We start from the raw sequence: 19,565 nt of genomic DNA, 5'->3' as shown, positions 1-19,565 counted from the left end.
AAATCAGGGGTTTACGAGGCCTTATGACAGGTTAGGGCAAGTTTAGGTAGCATAAACTCACAAAGTACGTCTACATACTCAACAGATTAACTTCTAAACATTGCTATAATTATTCATAAGTTGAGAACGCTAAGCATTTTTAAGAATAAGCATCTTCAATGGTAAATATTTTTAGTAGTAGGTGTTCTTAATAGTAAGTGTTTATATAAAATCAAAAGTAAGCAAAAGAAAAACTATATTAAAGAGGTATTTGATTTGGCTAAATTAGCAAAATTACATCGCTCACAGAATAATCGCATGATAGCAGGTGTGATGGGCGGCATCGCAGAGTATGTCGGCTGGTCACCTACTTGGGTAAGAGTGTTATTTGTAATTATTTCATCATTAAGTGCAGCAGTACCAGGCATATTAATCTATATCATTTTATGGATAATCATGCCCAAAGCAACAAATGAATCGTATCAGTAAACCAGTTCTAAGATCTAAAGCTATACTTTGCAAGTGAAAGTTTAACTAAAAAATAAAAAGCCTGATCAATCAGGATACCAAAGACATACTTTTCCTCCTGCCCAAATGTTCACGCATTTGGGTATTTTTTTGTCATTTATGCTTCCCTTTATGGTTTCGTCAATGAAGCTTCTAGTGCTCAATGAGCAAATATGCACCATTTTTAGGGTGTCTCTTTGATTGCTTGATAAATTTAGTTGATGTAAATATGGATAAAATAGTCATTTTTTAGTAAGGTGAGCAGACAAATAGAGTCGTTGCCGAGTAGGCTGTACGAGTGCTATCAACGTTTTGTTCAATAGACCCTAATACTAATTCCACAGTGGCTTTATTATGATGCCCCAAACTATGACAACTCAAACTATGACAACTGAAGCGAAAAACTCTCAACCGATGACTTTTCAGGATTTAATCCTAACCTTGCAGAACTATTGGGCTGACAAGGGCTGTGTGATATTGCAGCCTCATGATATGGAAGTTGGCGCAGGTACTTTCCATACGGCGACATTTTTGCGTTCGTTAGGTCCTGAGCGCTGGAATGCCGCTTATGTGCAGCCGTCACGTCGCCCAACCGACGGACGCTATGGCGATAACCCAAACCGCTTGCAGCATTATTATCAATTTCAAGTAGTATTAAAGCCGAATCCACCTAATATCCAAGAGCTATATTTAGACTCGCTAAGAGCTATTGGTATCGATCCGTTGGTGCATGATGTGCGTTTCGTTGAAGACAACTGGGAGTCACCAACGCTAGGTGCGTGGGGACTTGGTTGGGAGATTTGGCTAAACGGTATGGAAGTGACGCAGTTTACTTACTTCCAGCAAGTAGGCGGTCTCGAATGTTTCCCAGTCACTGGCGAGATTACTTATGGTCTTGAGCGTTTGGCGATGTATGTGCAAGGCGTCGACAGCGTTTATGATTTGGTCTGGGCAGATGGCGAGTTTGGCCGTGTCACTTATGGCGATGTCTTTCATCAAAATGAAGTTGAGCAGTCTACCTATAACTTTGAGCACGCCGATGTGCCAATGATGGGTCAGATGTTTGATTTTTATGAGCAGCAAGCGGATAAATTGGTTACCGAGGGTTTGCCACTACCAGCCTATGAGATGGTGTTAAAAGCCTCACATGCCTTTAACTTACTCGATGCTCGCGGTGCGATTTCCGTAACTGAGCGTCAGCGTTTTATCTTACGCGTGCGTACGCTTGCTCGTAAAGTTGCCATTGGTTATGTTGAAGCACGTGCCAAGCTTGGTTTCCCATTAGCAGATGAGGCACATCGTCAGGCAGCGCTCGATAAGTATTTGCCAAAAGAAGAAGCCGTTGAAAATACAGATGACAATCAAACTACTACTAATAATAAATAGGAGCATCCCATGAGTACTATTCTATTTGAACTGGGGTGTGAAGAATTACCTCCAAAAAGCCTAAAGCCACTACGTGACGCGCTACAAGCAAGTGTCACTGAACAATTGACTGAAGCAGGTATCAGCTTCGATGGTATCAAAGCCTTTGCCGCGCCGCGCCGTTTGGCGCTTCAAATTCAGGGTATTAGCGATAAGCAGCCAGATCGCAGCGAGCAAAAACGTGGTCCTGCGATTAAAGCAGCATTCGATGCAGAGGGCAATCCGACGCGCGCAGCGATGGGCTTTGCCAAAGGCTTGGGTACTGAGGCCAGTGAGCTGATAACGATTAACACCGATAAAGGTGATTATGTCGGTTATGAGCAAACTATTCAGGGTCAAGCAACGACTGAATTGCTGCCCGCTATTTTCCAAACAGCGCTTGATAACTTACCTGTTGCTAAGCGTATGCGCTCAGGCGCTAGCCGTAATGAATTCGTTCGTCCAGTACAATGGGCCGTATTAATGCAAGATAGTACTGTCATTGACACTACTATCCAAGGTCATCAGACAGGAACACAAACCCGTGGTCATCGCTTCCACAGCCCTGACTACCATAACATTGCTCATGCCAATGACTATGAAGAATTACTAAGTGGTTTAAAAGTGGTTGCTGATTTTGATAAGCGTCAAATGCTGATTAAAAATCAAGTCAAAGCATTGGCAGATGAAGTTAACTCTGATGCCATTGTGCCGCAAGCGTTGCTAGACGAAGTGACGGCATTGGTTGATTTTCCGATTGCCTTACGAGCAAGCTTTGAAGCGCGCTTCTTACAAGTGCCACAAGAAGCACTCATCTCTACTATGCAAGCGGATCAAAAGTATTTTTGCCTGACAGATAAAACTGGCAAGTTGCAGCCGTACTTTATTTTTATTACCAATATTGAATCAAAAGACCCGAATCAAATTATTGAAGGTAATGAGAAAGTCGTGCGTCCACGTTTGGCTGATGCAGAGTTTTTCTTCTTACAAGACCAAAAGCAGCCATTATTTGCACTAACAGAAAGCCTAAAAACTCGCGTCTTCCAAGACAAATTGGGTACGATTTGGGAAAAATCTGAGCGCATTGCCAAGCTTGCTGCATTTATCGCCGCCTTAATGCAACAACAAGGTAGTGAGATTAGTATCGATGAAACGGTACGTGCAGGTATTTTGTCCAAAGCAGATTTGGCAAGCTCATTGGTTGGCGAGTATCCTGAATTACAAGGTATCGCTGGTACTTATTATGCACGTTTGAATGATGAGCCAGAAGCCGTAGCGGCCAGTTTAGAAGAACAGTATTTGCCTAAGTTTAGCGGTGACGTTTTACCACAGACGCCGATTGGTATCTGCTTAGCGTTAGCAGATCGTTTAGATACGCTCGTCGGTATTTTTGCGATTGACCAAGCACCAACGGGTTCAAAAGATCCGTTTAGCTTACGTCGCTCAGCGATTGGGATTCTGCGTATTTTGATTGAGAAGCAGCTACCGATTAACTTGGTAGCGCTGGTTGAGCAAGCCATCAAAGGCTATAGCACGAGCGATGGTAGCAAGATTGCCAAAATGGGCGACACCTTTACTCAAGTCATGGCGTTCTTAAACTCGCGCTATCGTGCGATGTATACGGAGCAGGGCGTTAGCGTCGATACGATTCAGGCAGTGCAAGCGATTAACCCGCATATGCCGCTTGATTTTGATCAGCGTATTCGTGCCGTACAAGCATTTAGTGAATTGTCACAAGCTTCAATGTTGGCTGATTCAAACAAGCGTGTTGCCAATATTTTAGCCAAGTCAGAGGTAAGCGTCGCTGATAATGTCGATGAAGCGTTATTATCTGAACCTGCTGAGCAAAGTCTATATGCGAGTGTGCAGCAAGCACAAACAGCGGTGCAACCATTGCTTGAGCAGGCTGACTATACGCAAGTATTGCAAACGCTAGCCAGTTTAGACGAGCCGTTGACGCAATTCTTTGACAATGTCATGGTCAACAGTGAAGATACTGCACTAAAGAACAACCGCTTAGCGTTGCTTAAGCAAGTTCGCGCATTGTTCTTAACCGTGGCTGATATTAGTGAGCTGCAACTGTAATTTTACTGAAACCTGATTGTTGGTTTCGATGCAAAAAAACTGGCTGAACGTGGCCAGTTTTTTTGTTCTAGCACCGCAATCAGTGAGTACGATTATCTAATGAGCAATTCAGTGAAATCAGTAATTGAACGGTAAAGGTATTGTATTGTCACTATTATTGACGGTAAAATTTATACTATTAGGGTGTGTTGAATAATTATTAGCTGAGCCATCTTAATCATTTCTCACGTTTACCCCTCATTCAAGGAGCAATGCTGTGTTCGCTGCTATTATGATGATAATTATTATCTGGATTGTGATGTGGGGCTTTTACAAGTTTATGTACCCGCGCGCACCCAGAAGCATGATGCCAAAAGATGGCGATGTGACCACACCGCGTCACTGCAACTTCTGTGGTAACAGTTTGGCTGAATACCGCGGTGTTCTAGAGACCAAGCCGAGCTTGGTGGCAAGTAGCGATGGCAATGCTGAAGCTGAGATTAAAGGCAGTCAGGAGTTATTCTTTTGCAACTATGAACATCAAGCGGATTTTCATGCTGGAAGAACTTATAATCCTAATGCATAAGTAAGTAATTCGGCTGTGGATTAGATATAAAAAAGCGCTTGGCTCACCAGAGCTAAGCGCTTATTGCTTAGTAGCGTACTACTGGCTTATAAGATAGAGTGTGCATCCTTCATGATTTTATTGAGTAATGCTTCGGATTGCTTATCTCCTTGAACACGATCTTCATCACTTCTTTGATGCGCATGAATTTTCTCGTATAAATTCAGACAGCACAGTACCAATAAGCTCTCTTGGCTCAGGCTCGGCGCGTCGCGTTTTAGGTCGAGCGCATAGTTATTGATATAAGAGACGGCTGAATGTAGTTCTTCTTGCTCGTGTACTGGGCAATAGATGGGATAGGTGACCCCAGCAATTGCAATATCTACTTTTTTAATCTGCGGCTCAGGAGTGCTATTCGTTTTAGGTGCAGATTTAGCAGCGACGCTCTGTGAAGCCGAATTATTTGAGGCTGAAGCATTTGGCACGGCTTTTTGGGATTTAAGGCCGTTGATTGGCCGTTGGTTGTTTTGTGATTGATTGTTTGGCGCTTGCTTATCTAAAGGGATAGTCTGGTCATCAGTCATGATAAATCCTACAATATATGTCATTAAAGTGAGTGATATAAGAGCTTACACGTGTGAGTCTGTTGGCTTAGTCAATGCTGTATTTTTAATAATTAAGGTAATTGATAACTAAGGTACTTGGTAAACGTGGCTTTTATCGATAAGAATGCTATTTGAAGGCAATGATATTCGTCAATTATGTCCTCGTGCTGCTATTTATGAACCTTCTGCTTGGTCGATACGGGTTAAGCGTTTTAACACCACTTGCGTACGCTCAGCGGCCAGTTGATTCTTCTTTTGCAAGTCATTATTTTGCTGTTTGATATCGCTATACTGCTGCTTTAATTCATTATTATGCTGTAGCAGCTCGCTGTTTTCTTGTTGTAATTGGCTGATTTGCTTTTGCAGTTTATCTTGCTCTTCACCGATCATATGGTGCGCTTCTGCCAGATTTTGATAGCGGTCATCGAGGTCGTTCAGCTTCTTTTTGGCGCCATCGCGCTCTGTATAACTGCTATCGAGCTTGGCCTGAAGTGTGGTAAGTTCTTTTGGATCGGTAGCGGGGTGTTTTTTGAGGCTGCTAAGTTCAGCACTGACAAGCTGATACTGTTTTTTGATGTCGAGTATCATTTTTTCTAATATTCTAAGTTGATCATACATAGTCAGTTTTTATCCTTAACAAGTAAGCGTGAATGAATTTTGTTCTCTGCGTTTAATAATGCCATAGGTGACCGCATAATATCTATATCAACAAAGTAATTGTATGCCGCTTTGTTTCATAACTTCTATTAGCCGCCGCCTCGTTAATGATATCGCGCGGCGTCTGTTTCTATTTAATACTACTAATCAATCACTAGGACATCTATTATGAATGATAATATCTCTGGCTGGAATACATGGCTGACTGCATTTGATGATTGGACTGATGTGTCTATCAGTGAGGTACACGGCTTGATGACAGGGCTGATGACCGCCTGCGATGCACCTGATGAAAAGGTATGGGCGAAGGTGTTTGAAGAGCTGAGCTTCGCCGCTTTACCAGAGCCTGCATTGACTTTGTTGACAGAAGAGGCTGAAGATATAGTGTTCCAGCTCAAAGACAAAGACGATGCCTACTCTTATACGCCATTAGTCCCAGATGATGAACATGATTTATACGAGCGCGTGATGGCACTGAAACAGTGGGCAAATGGCTTTATGACCGGCTTTGGCATTACTGATTGCCGTCTGAGTAGCGAAGAAAACGAGATGCTATCGGATTTGGCTAAAATCGGTGGTATTCGATTAGAAGACGATGAAGACTTTGAAGGTGGCGAAGAGTCTTACCTGCATATCTATGAATTTGCGCGTATGGTACCAGTGAGCTTTGCCACTCGCCAGCGCAAGCCTGTCAAAGACATCGCCTTGATTTCTGGACTTGCCATTAATGCCAAAACCACCAAAGAGCTGCAAGCTGAAGGTAAGGTGTCAAAACCAATGCCGCCAGTTGTTGATATTATGAACCAACACAATCCCTCATAATACGAGTATCACGTATCATAATAAGGATGTTTTATGACTATACAGAATAGTAACGATGATGCCAGTCAAATATTGGCTGATGCTCATTATCCCACCCAAAGTATCGATTGGCTAACGCGCTTAATTGGCTTTGATACGGTCAGTCGTCATTCTAATTTAGCTTTGATTGAAGACGTAAAAGCTTACTGCGAGCAATTGGGTTTGAGCGTCGATTTGACCTTTAATGAAGCCAAAAATAAGGCCAATTTATTCGTCACTGTGCCAGCAGGGGCAAATGCTGACGACGTCAATCATGGTCTCGTGCTATCTGGTCATACCGATGTGGTGCCAGTCGACGGTCAAGACTGGACGTCTGAGCCTTTCACAGCAACCATTCGTGGTGACAAGCTTTATGGTCGCGGCGCTTGTGATATGAAAGGCTTTATCGCTTGTGCGCTGACGATGTTGCCACAAGCGGTAAAACTATCTAATGCAGGCCAGCTGCGTCGCCCATTGCATTTGGCATTATCATTCGATGAAGAGATTGGCTGTCTAGGCGCGCCACTGATATTGGCAGATTTAAAGGCGCGCGGTATAACCCCTGACTATTGTATCGTTGGTGAGCCAACTAATATGGCTATGGTGGTGGCACATAAAGGTATTGCGGTTTATCGTTGCCGTGTGCATGGTAAGTCAGCGCATTCTTCATTGATTGCACAAGGGGTCAATGCCATTAGCTATGCCAGCAGATTGGTGGGCTATGTCGATACGCTTGCCGAAGAGCTAAGTGCTCGTAACGGTGCTCTTGAAGATGGGGACGAGGTATTCACTGTGCCTTATTCAACGTTGTCAGTAGGTACCATCCATGGCGGTACGGCCACCAATATCGTGCCCAATCTGTGTGAATTTACCTTTGATTATCGTAATCTGCCGCATATGACGCAAGACGATGTACTGGAACCTATTCAAGCCAAGATTGCGGAATTAAATGCGCAAATGCAAGCCCGCGCGCCAGAGACTGGCATTGAGCTGATGCAAGAAGAAAGCGTACCGGCAATGACTGATAATGATAGTGCTGAACTACAATCATTGATCGCTGCATTGACAGGGGATGATGAGCGTCATAAAGTGGCTTACGCGACTGAAGGCGGTCAATTTACCAATGCAGGTATTCCAACAATCATCTGTGGACCTGGTAGTATTGAACAAGCTCATAAGGCGGATGAATACGTTGAACTTAACGAAATTGTACGTTGTGATGGGTTTTTGCAGAAGCTGTTAAATAGTTGTGCGGTTAATTGATAGATTAGACTGCCAAAATTTTTTGATATGAATGAGCATAAAATAAAACACACCGTCTATATGGCGGTGTTTATTTTTTGCCTCTTTTTCATGTTTTAAGTTTATTTCAAATAAAAGAGTAGGGGTTGGTTGATGTCTTGGCACCTGTTTGCGGTATTTTTTGCGAGTACGTTTTTTATCTCAGCGACCCCAGGTCCCAATATGCTGCTAGCATTCCAGTATGGTATGAACTACGGCGTGAAGCGCACATTGTGGACGCTGGCAGGTTTAAGCCTTGGATTGTTTGTGCTACTGCTTTCGACATTGCTTGGCCTCGATGTGATCAGTCGCCAGTCACCTTGGTTGCTGACGATCATCAAAGCCGTTGGCGCGGCATACTTGATTTATCTGGGTATTAGCTCATGGCGTGATGCTGGCAATGGTAGCTTGATGAGTGATGCTCGTGAAATGAGCGAAGAAGTCGCGGCTGACTATCCTTCTTCTGATAGTGAAGATACAGTTGGTACACCGCAGCCGCGCTCACTCTCCAGTGCTGCTGCTAAAGCTGCCCCAAGTAATATGACCTTATTCCGTACTGGCGTCTGGGTATCGTTGTCCAATCCAAAAGCCATTTTGTTCTTTGCGGCATTCTTCCCCAAGTTTATTAATTTTAGTGCGCCATTATGGCCGCAATATATCTTATTGACCATCGGCTTGTTTTTGAGCGAAACGATTTGGCAGATTATTTATACGTTGGGCGGCAAAAAACTGGCAAGCTGGCTCGATGTGGGTGATCGCTTGGCTTGGCTCAATCGTGGTTGTGGAGTGATATTTATAATAATTGCTGCTGCTTTATTGGCTGAAGTTATAAATAGTTTTATGGTTTAAAAGTCTTTGTCAGTTATTTGAAAGGCATGGTGCTTGTATACTACAGCTCCTTATTAAAAATTGATAATTAGAAAGATTTTATATAAAGAATGTCTCTGACAAAACTAAAATTGCAATACAGTTTTTTACGCTTCTAAAGGTTCAAATAACTAATCTATAGGGATTCACACCAAGAAAGTATCTATCTTAAGTCGATGGGTTATGTTTTATCGGTACTGTCTACATGAGCTTGAAAAAACAACTCAGTCTAAGGCTAATACTCTATGTATAATCGTAAAATAAAATTAGCATTGAGTAGTATATCGATAAATGTCCAGTTATTATGGGTTGTTTTTTTGACTTAGATTAATAAATGGAGAAAGTCATGAGTGATAGTCTTGATGCTAACCAATCTATCGGTTTTAAGACACCGATAGACTTTGAGATACCAGAAGAGTTAAAGGGTAAAAACCTTTGCAAAATACGCACAGTAACTACATTTATAAATTTGAATGCGGACATGACAACATGGCATGCTGCGCTAGAAGAGGCTATCAAGCACTGTGAAAAAATAGTTGCAGGTTTAGGCAATGAAGGCTATAGCGTGCAATCCATTCGTATAGTGACCAATCCATTCGGCCAGTATTTGGATATTTCAAACGTTTCAACTGCTGCCACTGGATTGGCTGCCATCACTGATATTTTAGCGACGCTCAGTAAAAGTAAAAATGGTCTGCGAGTTCGCTTTGCCATAGGAGAAGCTAAGACAGCGCATGAGATTAGCCTTTTGCCTGAGCTTATCGCTCAATATGGAGATTTGTGCAACGCTTGTGTGAATATAACGGCTAATGAGATCGGTGTTTTAGATAATGCATTGATTGAAAAATGTGCTCTAGCGATACAAAGTATTGCTGAACTCACACCTAGAGGGGAAGGTAATTTTAACTTTACGGTAAATTTCAACTGTGATGAATTTATTCCTTATTTTCCAGCGAGCTATCATAGCGGTAAGACTGATAAAGGCTTTGTTGTTGGTCTTGAAACGCCTGATTTATTGGTAAAAACCTTACAACACATTCGTGAGAAATCTGTCTTCAACTCTGCTACTTATCAACAACGTCAACGCCTTGTCTTTGATGCTTTGAGCTTATCGTTACAGCATCATATCGATAATATAGATAGTTGCGTGAAGCAACTTAATTCAGCATCAGGCTGGACTTATCTAGGGATGGATACCTCACCTGCACCTTCTAAAGACTGTCACTCGATGGTTGACGTCTACAAGCTGCTTGGCGTTCCTTATTTTGGCGCCTCGGGCACGGTTGAGATATCAGCTTTATTAACGAAAGTTTTTAAATCTATTACAGATATTGATATCATTGGGTTTTCAGGATTGATGTTGGCGGTCACTGAGGACAAGGGATTGGCGCAAGCCACCATAGATAATGAGTTTGACATACCTCTGCTATTAACCAATAGCGCAGTCTGCGGAATAGGGCTTGATACTGTCCCTATTCCGGGGGACACATCTACGGACAAGCTATGTGCTTTGATGCGAGATACTGGCACTATGGCTTATCGGTTAAATAAACCTTTGACAGTTAGAGTCTTCCCCGTCCCAGGGCTTGTGGCTGGTGATATAACCAAGTTTGAGAGTAGCGACTTGTGTAATTGTGCTGTATTAGCCGTGCATTGAATTTAAGAGCTAGTCCTTATGAGTTATAGTATATATCTATCTCGCTGAATTAGGAGGTTACGTTTTACCGGTATTCTCTATATGAGCTTGAAAAACTAAACTCACCTACAAAGCCATATAGAAAAAGCCGTTCGCTATTATAGTGAACGGCTTTTTTATTCAAGCTTATAACTTAACCATTGTTGCCTTAACCGCTATGCCAATACTTCGATTAGTTCACCTTTCACCATGTGCGGGCTGACGAAATCAGTAATACGTACGCTCACGAGTTTACCCAACATCTCATCCATTGTATCAACGTCATATGGGAACATAACCGTACGGGTGTTATCCGCAGTGCCGATTAAGCAATCAGGATGGCGATTGGCAACTTGTTCAACCAAGACGCGAGTCGTAGTACCAACCATTTCATGCGTTTTAGCCAGCGTTGAATCAATGATGACTTTTTGGAATTCAGCTAAGCGTTCTTTTTTAGTTTTGAAGCTTACATCATCTGGCAACTCAGCGGCTGGCGTGCCTGGGCGCTTAGAGTAAATAAAGCTGTAAGAGTGATCGAAGTTTAATTCCTTTGCCAAGTTCAACGTATCTTGGAAGTCTTGTTCGGTCTCACCAGGGAAGCCAATGATAAAGTCGCTAGATAAGTGAATATCAGGACGAATGGCTTTAAGCTTATTAATCTGATTGATATACACATCGATCGTATGGTTGCGCTTCATTGCCGCCAAGATAGCGTTTGAGCCACTCTGAACAGGTAGATGTAAGTGCGATACTAGCTCTGGCAATTGTGCATAGGCGTCAATGATGTCATCAGTGAACTCAAGCGGATGGCTAGTCGTATAGCGAATACGCTCGACACCATCGACATGCGAGACATAATGCAACAGCTCAGCGAAACGGCAAATGCTGCCATCGTCTTTTTCGCCACGATAGCCGTTGACGTTTTGGCCGAGTAGGTTTATTTCACGTACCCCTTGTTCGGCAAGGCTATCAATCTCAGCCAATACGTCATCGAGTGGACGTGACAATTCTTCACCGCGGGTATAAGGTACGACGCAAAATGAGCAATACTTTGAGCAACCTTCCATGATAGAGACAAACGCTTTAAAGCCTTCTACTCTTGGCTCAGGCAAAAAATCAAACTTTTCAATACTCGGGAATGACACATCAATCGTACCAATACGGTTTTTAGGAGCGATGTCACGCTGCTCGTTTGACTGATCATATAGCTCCGGCAGGCGATGCAAAGTTTGCGGTCCAAACACCATGTCGACGTAAGGCGCACGCTTTTGAATGTTATCGCCTTCTTGCGAAGCCACACAACCACCGACACCAATGACGAGGTCAGGGCGTTTTTCTTTTAGTTTACGCCAGCGACCCAATTCTGAAAATACTTTTTCTTGTGCTTTTTCACGAATGGAGCAAGTGTTCATTAGTAGTACATCGGCTTCATCGATGTCATGAGTCACTTCCATACCATGAGAATCGCCTAGCACGTCTAGCATTTTGCCAGAGTCATAGACATTCATCTGACAGCCTTGGGTGGTGACAAAGACCTTTTTGGTCACTGCTTTTTCGACGGGCGCTTGGGCTGAACTTGGCTCTTTGAGTGCAGTGACAGCAGGCGCAGTAGCAGTTGTCTCAGCAACAGCAGCGTCATTGATGCGGGGATTGAATACAGTAACACTCATAAGGATAAGTCCATGATTGACCAAAAATATAGCGGGGTAGCCGATTAACAGGTGGCATATTTTATCACAACCCTCTGCCAATGTGAAAAATTAGCACAGGCTATTGGTCATCAATATGATAAACAATTCATAGCAGTATCAATTATTTACTAGAATTAGCAGCGCTTTTGACAAAAACTGCGACTAGACACCATTTCTATGTTACACCGTACTGTCCTATTTATTAACAAAAGGTAAAGGAGATAGTTGAAAGTACAATGAATATAGTATGATGAGTACTATAACCTTGGCGATACTTAGCGAATCGCTATTCCCTTATTTGTAGAGATATCATAAAGAGAGTCAGTATGACAAAGTTGCGTGTTGCTCATAGCATCAAGGATGAAAAGTCTACCAGTAAAAAGCACGCGTCCAAGCGGCTCACAGCCGGTACGCTACGGATGAGCGCGCTGAGTGTAGCGGCAGCAGTGAGTGCGCTAGGCATATCGCAAGTCGCTTGTGCAGAGCTGACATGGGGTGATAACGAGAGCTATCAGCCAGAAAGTAATTATCAACAAGACAGCAGTGTTGACTCATTTACAGCCGCTGCTATCGCAGCAGATCGCGGTGATGTCAGTGCGCTTTATAATTACGAACAAATGATGAGCGGCGGTTTGTTTGCGATGTATCCCATTTATTGGCGGATGAATCTAGACCTTAACTCACAAAGTTCAGCGGCTGTAGCGCAGTTTGTACGTCAGTATCCTGATACTGTCATGGCTGAGAAGTTGGTTGCGGATTTTGCTGAGACCAAAGCGGGGTCAAACGACTATGCCTCAGTCAGACAAGTGGCGAACTTGATTACCAATGCCGATGCCAGCGAGCGCTGTGCCGTTGCGCTTGGGTTTAATAATGGCGGTGATACCATACGCGCCATGGCCGCCAAGTCTGATGTATGGCTGACCACCCAAAAACAGCCTGCCTTGTGTGATCAGCTAGCGATGGAGATGAATAATAACGCGCTGATTAGTAATCAAGATCGTGCTGCTCGTCTGAAACGTATGCTTCGTAAAGGCAAAACTGGCGATATTATGGCGTTGTCATCACGCTTAGGCACGCCCATTGCTTATTCTGCTTTGAGTGAGATTCAGCTAAATCCTTCATCATTCTTTACCAGTTTTGGTCGTGAGCCTGCCAGTCAGACCAATCAGTATCTCTATCTGTATGCGATAGGCCGTATCGCTGACAAGTCTTATCGTGAGGCAGCATTGCAGTTAGATTTTGATATCAAACAAGACAATCAGCGCTCAGTCAAACTATTGAATGATGAAACCCGTCGCTATGCTTATCGTACCATTGGGGTACAGCGTATGAATCATAATACTGACGATGGTTTTAACGCTGAAGCAGTTGATTGGTTCCGCAACAGTTTAGATGACGATTTTAACTTCGAGGAAGCTGAAGACTATGCCATGGCAGCGATTCGCTTTGGTCGTTGGGACGATGTGGTCGAAGCCATCTCAAAAATGGATGGTGAAACTCAAAAAGGCAATCAGTGGCAGTATTGGCTGGCTCGTGCTTATGAGCAATCAGGCAATAGCAGTAAGAGTAATACCGCTAAGAAAATGTATCAAAACCTAGCAAAAAGTAACGATTACTATGGTCTGATGGCAAAAGACAGAATCGGTCAGCGTTTTGACGCCAGTCGCTTAGGCGGTAGCAACTTACCTAATGTTAGTACTGCCGATCGTGCCCGCGTCATGCAAGATGGAAACTTTGCTCGTGCCTTTGCTTTATATAACGCTGATGCCAGCCGCGCTTATGCCAACCGTGAGTGGAACTGGGCAGTCAAGCAAGCGCGTGACAATCGTGATGACAATCTAATCATCGCCGCTGCTAGCTTGGCACATGACATGGGCTGGCTCGATCGGGCGATTTATGCCGTTGACAATACGGACAGAGTCGACAGCTTGGCATTGTCGCATCCGATGCCGCACCAAGATGCCGTCGTTCGCTACAGCCAATCGGCGGGGATTGATCCGGCATGGGCTTATGGCATCATGCGTCAAGAGAGTCGATTTGTAGCCTCAGCGCGCTCAGGTGTTGGTGCTAGTGGGTTGATGCAAGTGATGCCTGACACAGCAAAATATATCGCCCGTAATTTAGGTGAGACTTATAGCGCTAGCCGTGCCAACAGTGGTGATACCAATATCCGTTATGGTACTTGGTATATGGGGGATATTTTGGGCAAACTAAATTATCAGCCAGTATTGGCAACGGCGGGCTATAATGCTGGCCCTAATAATGCCAAGCGCTGGCAGCCGGTCTATGGTTCGTTAGCCGCTGATCAATACGTGGAGTCAATCGCTTTTCCTGAAACGCGCAATTATGTGAAACACGTAATGGAGAACGCTACGATTTATAGTAGCTTATTGGGTCGTAGTCAGCCGATTAGTCAACGTATGGGTACGGTGCCAGCTGCATTTTAGGTTATTCATTTAGTAAAAAAGAAACCATTGACGATAGACTGTTAATGGTTTTTTTTATATCTATTTTTCGGCATTCATTTTTATTTGAATCAATGGGTTATTATTCTGCTATATAGAGGTTTGTATTCTCTCTGATTTCTGTCTTGTTTTTAATACTTAAGCGATGTTTACGTTTCTGCTATAGATTAAAAAACGCATTTTGCTACCATTGCTTTAATTGTTGTCTGTATTTTTTTTGGTTTATTTTAAGCTTGGTTCAATGAATATTTATACTTTGAGCACCTTTATTTAAGCTTGCCCACTCTTTTATCGTTGCTAGATACCTAACTACTTATGATCAAAAAATATTTCAATTTGCCTATGTTATTGCAAGCCAATCGTCAGCTGTCGAATCAGACGCGGGTGGACACTCTGTCGGAATCAGTCACGATAAAGTTATCTACGAAGCTAAATGATAGTGCGATACGTAAAAAGGATGCGATAGGCAAAGAATATAAGGATAAAGGGTATACGGTGATGTGCGGGGTCGCCTTGCTATTGTTACAGAGTGTGATGATCATACCAGCGCAAGCGGCCAATGCCGTCAAGAGTGGTCAACGTGTGTTAATGATTGAGATGACGCCTGCATTATGTAGCTTGCAACCAACACGAGTACGTATGCGCCAATGTCTAGAAGGGTATTCATTAACGGTATCAGGTTTGGACATGGGCTATGGCGAGCGCTGTGGGCGCGGTGTCGAGCCGCGCCTGACCCCATTACAACTAAAAGTTGTTAACCGTATCATGCCAGACACGACAGTGCGTAGCCAAGTATGGCAACATTATGGTGCTTGTAGCCCATTGAGTGCCAGTAGTTATTTTCGCCAAATAACCAATTATGCCGGCGCCCTAAAACTGCCTAACGAGCTCAATACTGGCAACAGTTATACTGTCTCAAAATCACGCTTTATTGGACAAATGACTCGCCTTAATAGTGGCATGCCTGCTGCTAGCATTGATTTAATTTGCCAAGCGGGCAGTCGACGCCAAACGATATTAACCGATGTCCACGTTTGCTACGAAGGCAGTGAATTTGGTAGCTGCAGTGAAGTGGTAGATAATTGCGGCAAAAAGTTTATTATCTCAGGCGGTAAGTAACGTCCTTTTCGGCGAACGATGGATGAATATTGCTCATTTATAAATATCATCTTGATTAAGTAACGTCTGCTAAAGCTATTTTTTTATCACTTCCTCTTCATTCTCCATCCTTTATCTATAAAGGCTTGACCGATACCAATATCCTCTCGTATAAAATGTAACAATATAGTGATGGATAGCGTTCGCGCTTTCTCTAGACGGTTAACGGGGGGAAGTGCTACACTATCTCTCGGTTTAAGACTGCTAGTGTTCAGTGAGCAAGTCGATATCTATAATGATAATCATCAATTAGGGAGTATTCAATGTCAATGAAACAGCCTTTACGTGTTGCCGTTACTGGCGCCGCTGGTAACATCAGCTATGCGATGCTATTCCGTATTGCATCTGGTGAGATGCTAGGTAAAGATCAGCCAGTTATTTTGCAGTTGCTTGAAATCACTCCAGCACTTGACGCCCTGAAGGGTGTGGTTATGGAACTAGAAGACTGTGCATTCCCATTATTAGCCGGTATCGTTCAAACTGATGATGCAAACGTTGCATTCAAAGATATCGATTATGCTTTGCTCGTTGGCGCTCGTCCGCGTGGCCCAGGTATGGAGCGCAAAGATTTGCTAGAAGCCAACGCTGCGATTTTCTCAGCCCAAGGCAAAGCATTGAATGACGTAGCAAGCCGTGACGTTAAAGTATTGGTGGTCGGTAACCCTGCCAACACTAACGCACTTATCGCTCAGCGTAATGCACCAGATCTTGACCCACGTAACTTTACAGCGATGACTCGTTTGGATCACAACCGTGCCATGGCGCAGTTGGCTGGTAAAACTGACAGCACTGTCAATGACGTGAAAAAAATGATCATCTGGGGCAACCACTCATCAACTCAGTATCCAGATCTAACGGCTTGTACTGTTAATGGTAAGCCAGCATTAGACTTGGTTGATCGTGCTTGGTACGAAGGCACTTATATCCCAGAAGTACAACAACGTGGTGCAGCGATTATTAAAGCTCGCGGTGCATCATCTGCTGCTTCTGCTGCCAATGCCGCTATCGCGCACATGCGTACGTGGGCACTAGGTACTGATGAAAACGATTGGGTATCTATGGGTGTTTACTCAAACGGCGAGTATGGTATTGCTGAAGGCTTAATCTACTCATTCCCATGCACGTGTACTAACGGCGACTGGTCTATCGTAGACGGCGTTGATGTGTCATCTGATTTCTCAAAAGAGAAAATGGCAGCGACTGAGCAAGAGCTTAGCGAAGAGCGTGATGCGGTAGCTCATTTACTACCATAATCAAATAGCTTGCTAAAACTTTAGTGCTACTTGCAATCGTATTATGTATAAAAAGCCTTCTTGTTTGAAGGCTTTTTTACGTTTAAATATCTGTTATTTTTAACCGCTCTTATCAATTGTATTAATGCTTGAGGCTCAACCATTAATACAATTGATAACGTTAGATAAACGTTGGTTAACAGTTATTAGAATAAAGCTTGCTACAATAAAGTGGTTATCCTAAATAAAAATAAAATTGCGCCATATAAGGAGAAAAGTATGTTGGGTGAACCTGAATATAATATGAATGAGTTATTTGCTCAATTGGGACTTGATAGCTCAGATGAAGCGATTGATAACTTTGTTGAAAAACACCAATTGGCAAAAGAAGAAAAGCTAGTAGAGGCAAAAGTTTGGACAGACAATCAACGTGTTTTTTTACAAGAAGAATGGGAAAAAGATGCGGAATGGGTAGAAGTCATCGATGATTTAAACGTGCGTATGCATCCAGACGCGTAAAAAATAATCTACAAGATAGATTAATCTAAAAGACAAACAAGAAGCATAGAAAAGCAAAACCCACGACATTGTATTTAGAATGTCGTGGGTTTTTGCTTTTCTATATCTTGAATGCAATCCGTATGATCTAAGTTCGAGACTTTCCTACATTCTAGTTAGGCTGCTCGGATCGCCATTCAAGCAACGCTTTTACATCATTGTGAATACCAACTTTTAGCGCCTCTAAGCCATCATAATGTCGTTCACCATGCAAATAATGTAAAAAATGAACCTGTAAATTTAGTCCATATAAATCAGCCTGCAATTCTGGGAAATGTACTTCTAAACGCCAGTCACTGCCTTTATCAACAGAAGGTCTAATACCAATGCTAGCCGTGCCAAACAAGCTGTGTGGACGCAAACCTGTTACGCCTGATTTTCCGTTAATCGCTTGCGCGGTCAAACCATTAGCGATGACTTTGCCATGGTCATCTAAACTCACCACATCGACGGCAAAGATACCATGCAAAGCAGGTTTTAAGCGCTGCAAATCGATATTGGCGGTAGGGAAGTCCATGGTGCGGCCTATCTGATCGCCACCAACAACTATGCCTGTAATCGAGTAATCACGACCAAGCAGCGTGTTAGCAGCGTCAATATCACCAGCCAATAACAAGTCACGAACGCGAGTGGAGCTAATACGGGAAGCCTTACCACTGTCATCTATAACGGTATGCAGATTGGTCACATCCAAGCCATAATCCCGCAAAAACTGACTGTCGCCAGTACGGTCATGACCAAAGCGAAAGTCGTCACCCAGTACCAATGCTTTTACGTTCAAACGCTTAGCCAATATATCTGCAAATGCCTGTGCTGATAGCGAACGAAAATCAGTATCGAAGCTCGCTACAATCAAAGTCTCGACCCCATGCTCTGCTAGCAGCGCTTGCTTTTCGGCTAGATTGGTAAGGCGTGCGGGGGCAGTAGTAGGGGCAAAAAATTCACGAGGCTGTGGCTCAAATATCATGACGGCAGAGCCAAGATTTTGCGCTTGGGCAATCTCACGAACTTGAGCCAGCATCGCTTGATGACCCAGATGTACGCCATCAAAATTGCCGATAGTCAGCGCACAAGGTGCTAGATTTATCGGATTCGTATGTGCAGGCAAAGCGCTCGGCGACGCAATCAGTTGCTCAAGAAAATAGGTGTTCATAAGTTTTCAGCTATGATAAGACCAGATAAAAAACGAAAAAACACACCTATACTAACAATCGATGTGTCTAAAAACAGCCATTATAAAGTAAAATAGCCCCACTAACATCCTATAGTCGACGCATAGTGAAAGTATCAGTCACTCAGCGTGGTCATTCTTTATGAGTTATTTGTATTTGCTTGTGTTATCAGTATGACTATTATTCACTATTATCGATGATGCCGATAATAATGCTAAAAATTATGGAGATCTTATGTCTGATGTTGCCTTGAACGCTATACCAACTGATTTATCGACACATCAGCTCGCTGATCAGTTTGTTGTGCAGCGTGCGAGTAAAGAAGATTTAGCAGAAGTCTTAGCCATTTATAATCAAAGCATACCTGCTAAACAAGCAACAGCTAACCTTGCATTGGTAACCGTAGATGAGCGAGCTGCTTGGTTTGATGAGCATCTAAGCAGTCCAACAAGACCCATATATGTGGTCAAAACATTGCGAGGAGGGGATGATACAGCGCAAGCGCAGTCGCCGATAGTTGCATGGGGCAGCTATAGTGATTTGTATGCGCGGACAGCTTATCATATCAGTACTGAGATCAGCATCTATCTAAATCAAGATTATCAGGGTCAAGGCCTAGGTAGCTTGTTGACACGCTGGATGTTGACGCAAGCGCCAAGCTTGGGCATTCGAAATATTGTCGCGCTTGTCTTTGCTCACAATCAGCCAAGTTTAGGACTTTTCCGTAAACTTGGCTTTGAGCAGTGGGGCTACATGCCAGAAGTTTGCGATATGGAAGGGTTTATTGCTGATGTCGTGATGCTTGGTAAAGCAGTAACATCGGATGACGATTCAGATAAGTAAGC

General features: G+C 43.3%; 17 protein-coding genes. 13 read left to right on the top strand and 4 right to left on the bottom strand.

Annotated features, from left to right (window positions below; genetic code table 11):
* Window positions 1–255: 255 nt before the first annotated feature.
* The 4 genes from RH96_RS12660 to RH96_RS12645 all read left to right on the top strand — a co-directional run bounded on the left by RH96_RS12660 (window position 256) and on the right by RH96_RS12645 (window position 4,540).
* Window positions 256–468 (top strand): PspC domain-containing protein, encoded by a 213-nt coding sequence (locus tag RH96_RS12660; protein ID WP_010201518.1) that lies wholly within the window; start codon window positions 256–258, stop codon window positions 466–468.
* Between the two features lie 432 nt (window positions 469–900).
* Entirely contained in the window at window positions 901–1,872 is a 972-nt protein-coding gene (glyQ, locus tag RH96_RS12655; protein ID WP_141629766.1) for a glycine--tRNA ligase subunit alpha, read from the top strand.
* A 9-nt stretch (window positions 1,873–1,881) separates the two neighbouring features.
* Entirely contained in the window at window positions 1,882–3,975 is a 2,094-nt protein-coding gene (glyS, locus tag RH96_RS12650) for a glycine--tRNA ligase subunit beta (RefSeq protein WP_010201514.1), read from the top strand.
* A 256-nt stretch (window positions 3,976–4,231) separates the two neighbouring features.
* Window positions 4,232–4,540 (top strand): hypothetical protein, encoded by a 309-nt coding sequence (locus tag RH96_RS12645; RefSeq protein ID WP_010201513.1) that lies wholly within the window; start codon window positions 4,232–4,234, stop codon window positions 4,538–4,540.
* Window positions 4,541–4,626: 86 nt separating this feature from the next.
* On the opposite strand, the gene RH96_RS12640 is transcribed toward RH96_RS12645, so the two are convergent.
* Both RH96_RS12640 and RH96_RS12635 read right to left on the bottom strand, forming a co-directional pair.
* Window positions 4,627–5,103, bottom strand: a complete 477-nt coding sequence (locus tag RH96_RS12640; RefSeq protein ID WP_010201511.1) for a cell division protein ZapA — start codon at window positions 5,101–5,103, stop codon at window positions 4,627–4,629.
* Between the two features lie 195 nt (window positions 5,104–5,298).
* Entirely contained in the window at window positions 5,299–5,742 is a 444-nt protein-coding gene (locus RH96_RS12635) for a hypothetical protein (RefSeq protein WP_010201509.1), read from the bottom strand.
* Window positions 5,743–5,949: 207 nt separating this feature from the next.
* Here RH96_RS12635 and RH96_RS12630 point away from each other — a divergent pair, with 207 nt between their 5' ends.
* The 4 genes from RH96_RS12630 to RH96_RS12615 all read left to right on the top strand — a co-directional run bounded on the left by RH96_RS12630 (window position 5,950) and on the right by RH96_RS12615 (window position 10,426).
* Window positions 5,950–6,603 (top strand): UPF0149 family protein, encoded by a 654-nt coding sequence (locus tag RH96_RS12630; protein ID WP_010201508.1) that lies wholly within the window; start codon window positions 5,950–5,952, stop codon window positions 6,601–6,603.
* Window positions 6,604–6,636: 33 nt separating this feature from the next.
* Window positions 6,637–7,884: an acetylornithine deacetylase gene (gene argE / locus RH96_RS12625; RefSeq protein WP_010201506.1), complete on the top strand. Its 1,248-nt coding sequence runs from the start codon at window positions 6,637–6,639 to the stop codon at window positions 7,882–7,884.
* A 132-nt stretch (window positions 7,885–8,016) separates the two neighbouring features.
* Window positions 8,017–8,751 (top strand): LysE family translocator, encoded by a 735-nt coding sequence (locus RH96_RS12620; RefSeq protein ID WP_010201504.1) that lies wholly within the window; start codon window positions 8,017–8,019, stop codon window positions 8,749–8,751.
* A 364-nt stretch (window positions 8,752–9,115) separates the two neighbouring features.
* The gene (locus RH96_RS12615; protein ID WP_010201503.1) at window positions 9,116–10,426 is read left to right on the top strand and encodes a DUF711 family protein; all 1,311 of its coding nucleotides are present in this window, start codon (window positions 9,116–9,118) and stop codon (window positions 10,424–10,426) included.
* Between the two features lie 194 nt (window positions 10,427–10,620).
* Here the strand turns inward: RH96_RS12615 and miaB are convergent, their stop codons facing one another.
* The gene (gene miaB, locus RH96_RS12610; protein ID WP_010201502.1) at window positions 10,621–12,114 is read right to left on the bottom strand and encodes a tRNA (N6-isopentenyl adenosine(37)-C2)-methylthiotransferase MiaB; all 1,494 of its coding nucleotides are present in this window, start codon (window positions 12,112–12,114) and stop codon (window positions 10,621–10,623) included.
* Between the two features lie 347 nt (window positions 12,115–12,461).
* On the opposite strand from miaB, the gene RH96_RS12605 reads away from it, so the two are divergent.
* From RH96_RS12605 to RH96_RS12590, 4 genes are all read left to right on the top strand, one after another.
* Window positions 12,462–14,582, top strand: a complete 2,121-nt coding sequence (locus RH96_RS12605; protein ID WP_010201501.1) for a lytic transglycosylase domain-containing protein — start codon at window positions 12,462–12,464, stop codon at window positions 14,580–14,582.
* 333 nt (window positions 14,583–14,915) lie between these two features.
* The gene (locus RH96_RS12600) at window positions 14,916–15,719 is read left to right on the top strand and encodes a ribonuclease T2 (RefSeq protein ID WP_010201499.1); all 804 of its coding nucleotides are present in this window, start codon (window positions 14,916–14,918) and stop codon (window positions 15,717–15,719) included.
* Between the two features lie 308 nt (window positions 15,720–16,027).
* Window positions 16,028–17,011 (top strand): malate dehydrogenase, encoded by a 984-nt coding sequence (locus RH96_RS12595; protein ID WP_010201497.1) that lies wholly within the window; start codon window positions 16,028–16,030, stop codon window positions 17,009–17,011.
* Between the two features lie 258 nt (window positions 17,012–17,269).
* Window positions 17,270–17,509, top strand: coding sequence for a DUF2789 domain-containing protein (locus RH96_RS12590; RefSeq protein WP_010201495.1), 240 nt, complete (start codon window positions 17,270–17,272; stop codon window positions 17,507–17,509).
* Window positions 17,510–17,660: 151 nt separating this feature from the next.
* Here RH96_RS12590 and ribF read toward each other — a convergent pair whose 3' ends face one another.
* Window positions 17,661–18,701, bottom strand: a complete 1,041-nt coding sequence (ribF, locus tag RH96_RS12585) for a riboflavin biosynthesis protein RibF (RefSeq protein WP_010201494.1) — start codon at window positions 18,699–18,701, stop codon at window positions 17,661–17,663.
* A 253-nt stretch (window positions 18,702–18,954) separates the two neighbouring features.
* Between ribF and RH96_RS12580 the strand changes: the two genes are divergently transcribed.
* The gene (locus RH96_RS12580) at window positions 18,955–19,563 is read left to right on the top strand and encodes a GNAT family N-acetyltransferase (protein ID WP_010201493.1); all 609 of its coding nucleotides are present in this window, start codon (window positions 18,955–18,957) and stop codon (window positions 19,561–19,563) included.
* The last annotated feature ends 2 nt before the right edge of the window (window positions 19,564–19,565 follow it).

Source organism: Psychrobacter sp. PAMC 21119 (assembly GCF_000247495.1).
Taxonomy (GTDB): domain Bacteria; phylum Pseudomonadota; class Gammaproteobacteria; order Pseudomonadales; family Moraxellaceae; genus Psychrobacter; species Psychrobacter glaciei.
Note: the sequence above shows the minus strand (reverse complement) of the source record. Positions and strands in the feature narration are given on the sequence as shown.

What these genes read in the sequence shown, in the direction of transcription:
- glyQ (WP_141629766.1), top strand. Translation starts at nt 901, where the DNA reads ATGACTTTTCAGGATTTAATCCTAACCTTGCAGAACTATTGGGCTGAC.
- glyS (WP_010201514.1), top strand. Translation starts at nt 1,882, where the DNA reads ATGAGTACTATTCTATTTGAACTGGGGTGTGAAGAATTACCTCCAAAA.
- RH96_RS12640 (WP_010201511.1), bottom strand. Translation starts at nt 5,103, where the DNA reads ATGACTGATGACCAGACTATCCCTTTAGATAAGCAAGCGCCAAACAAT.
- RH96_RS12635 (WP_010201509.1), bottom strand. Translation starts at nt 5,742, where the DNA reads ATGTATGATCAACTTAGAATATTAGAAAAAATGATACTCGACATCAAA.
- RH96_RS12630 (WP_010201508.1), top strand. Translation starts at nt 5,950, where the DNA reads ATGAATGATAATATCTCTGGCTGGAATACATGGCTGACTGCATTTGAT.
- argE (WP_010201506.1), top strand. Translation starts at nt 6,637, where the DNA reads ATGACTATACAGAATAGTAACGATGATGCCAGTCAAATATTGGCTGAT.
- RH96_RS12620 (WP_010201504.1), top strand. Translation starts at nt 8,017, where the DNA reads ATGTCTTGGCACCTGTTTGCGGTATTTTTTGCGAGTACGTTTTTTATC.
- RH96_RS12615 (WP_010201503.1), top strand. Translation starts at nt 9,116, where the DNA reads ATGAGTGATAGTCTTGATGCTAACCAATCTATCGGTTTTAAGACACCG.
- miaB (WP_010201502.1), bottom strand. Translation starts at nt 12,114, where the DNA reads ATGAGTGTTACTGTATTCAATCCCCGCATCAATGACGCTGCTGTTGCT.
- RH96_RS12605 (WP_010201501.1), top strand. Translation starts at nt 12,462, where the DNA reads ATGACAAAGTTGCGTGTTGCTCATAGCATCAAGGATGAAAAGTCTACC.
- RH96_RS12600 (WP_010201499.1), top strand. Translation starts at nt 14,916, where the DNA reads ATGATCAAAAAATATTTCAATTTGCCTATGTTATTGCAAGCCAATCGT.
- RH96_RS12595 (WP_010201497.1), top strand. Translation starts at nt 16,028, where the DNA reads ATGAAACAGCCTTTACGTGTTGCCGTTACTGGCGCCGCTGGTAACATC.
- RH96_RS12590 (WP_010201495.1), top strand. Translation starts at nt 17,270, where the DNA reads ATGTTGGGTGAACCTGAATATAATATGAATGAGTTATTTGCTCAATTG.
- ribF (WP_010201494.1), bottom strand. Translation starts at nt 18,701, where the DNA reads ATGAACACCTATTTTCTTGAGCAACTGATTGCGTCGCCGAGCGCTTTG.
- RH96_RS12580 (WP_010201493.1), top strand. Translation starts at nt 18,955, where the DNA reads ATGTCTGATGTTGCCTTGAACGCTATACCAACTGATTTATCGACACAT.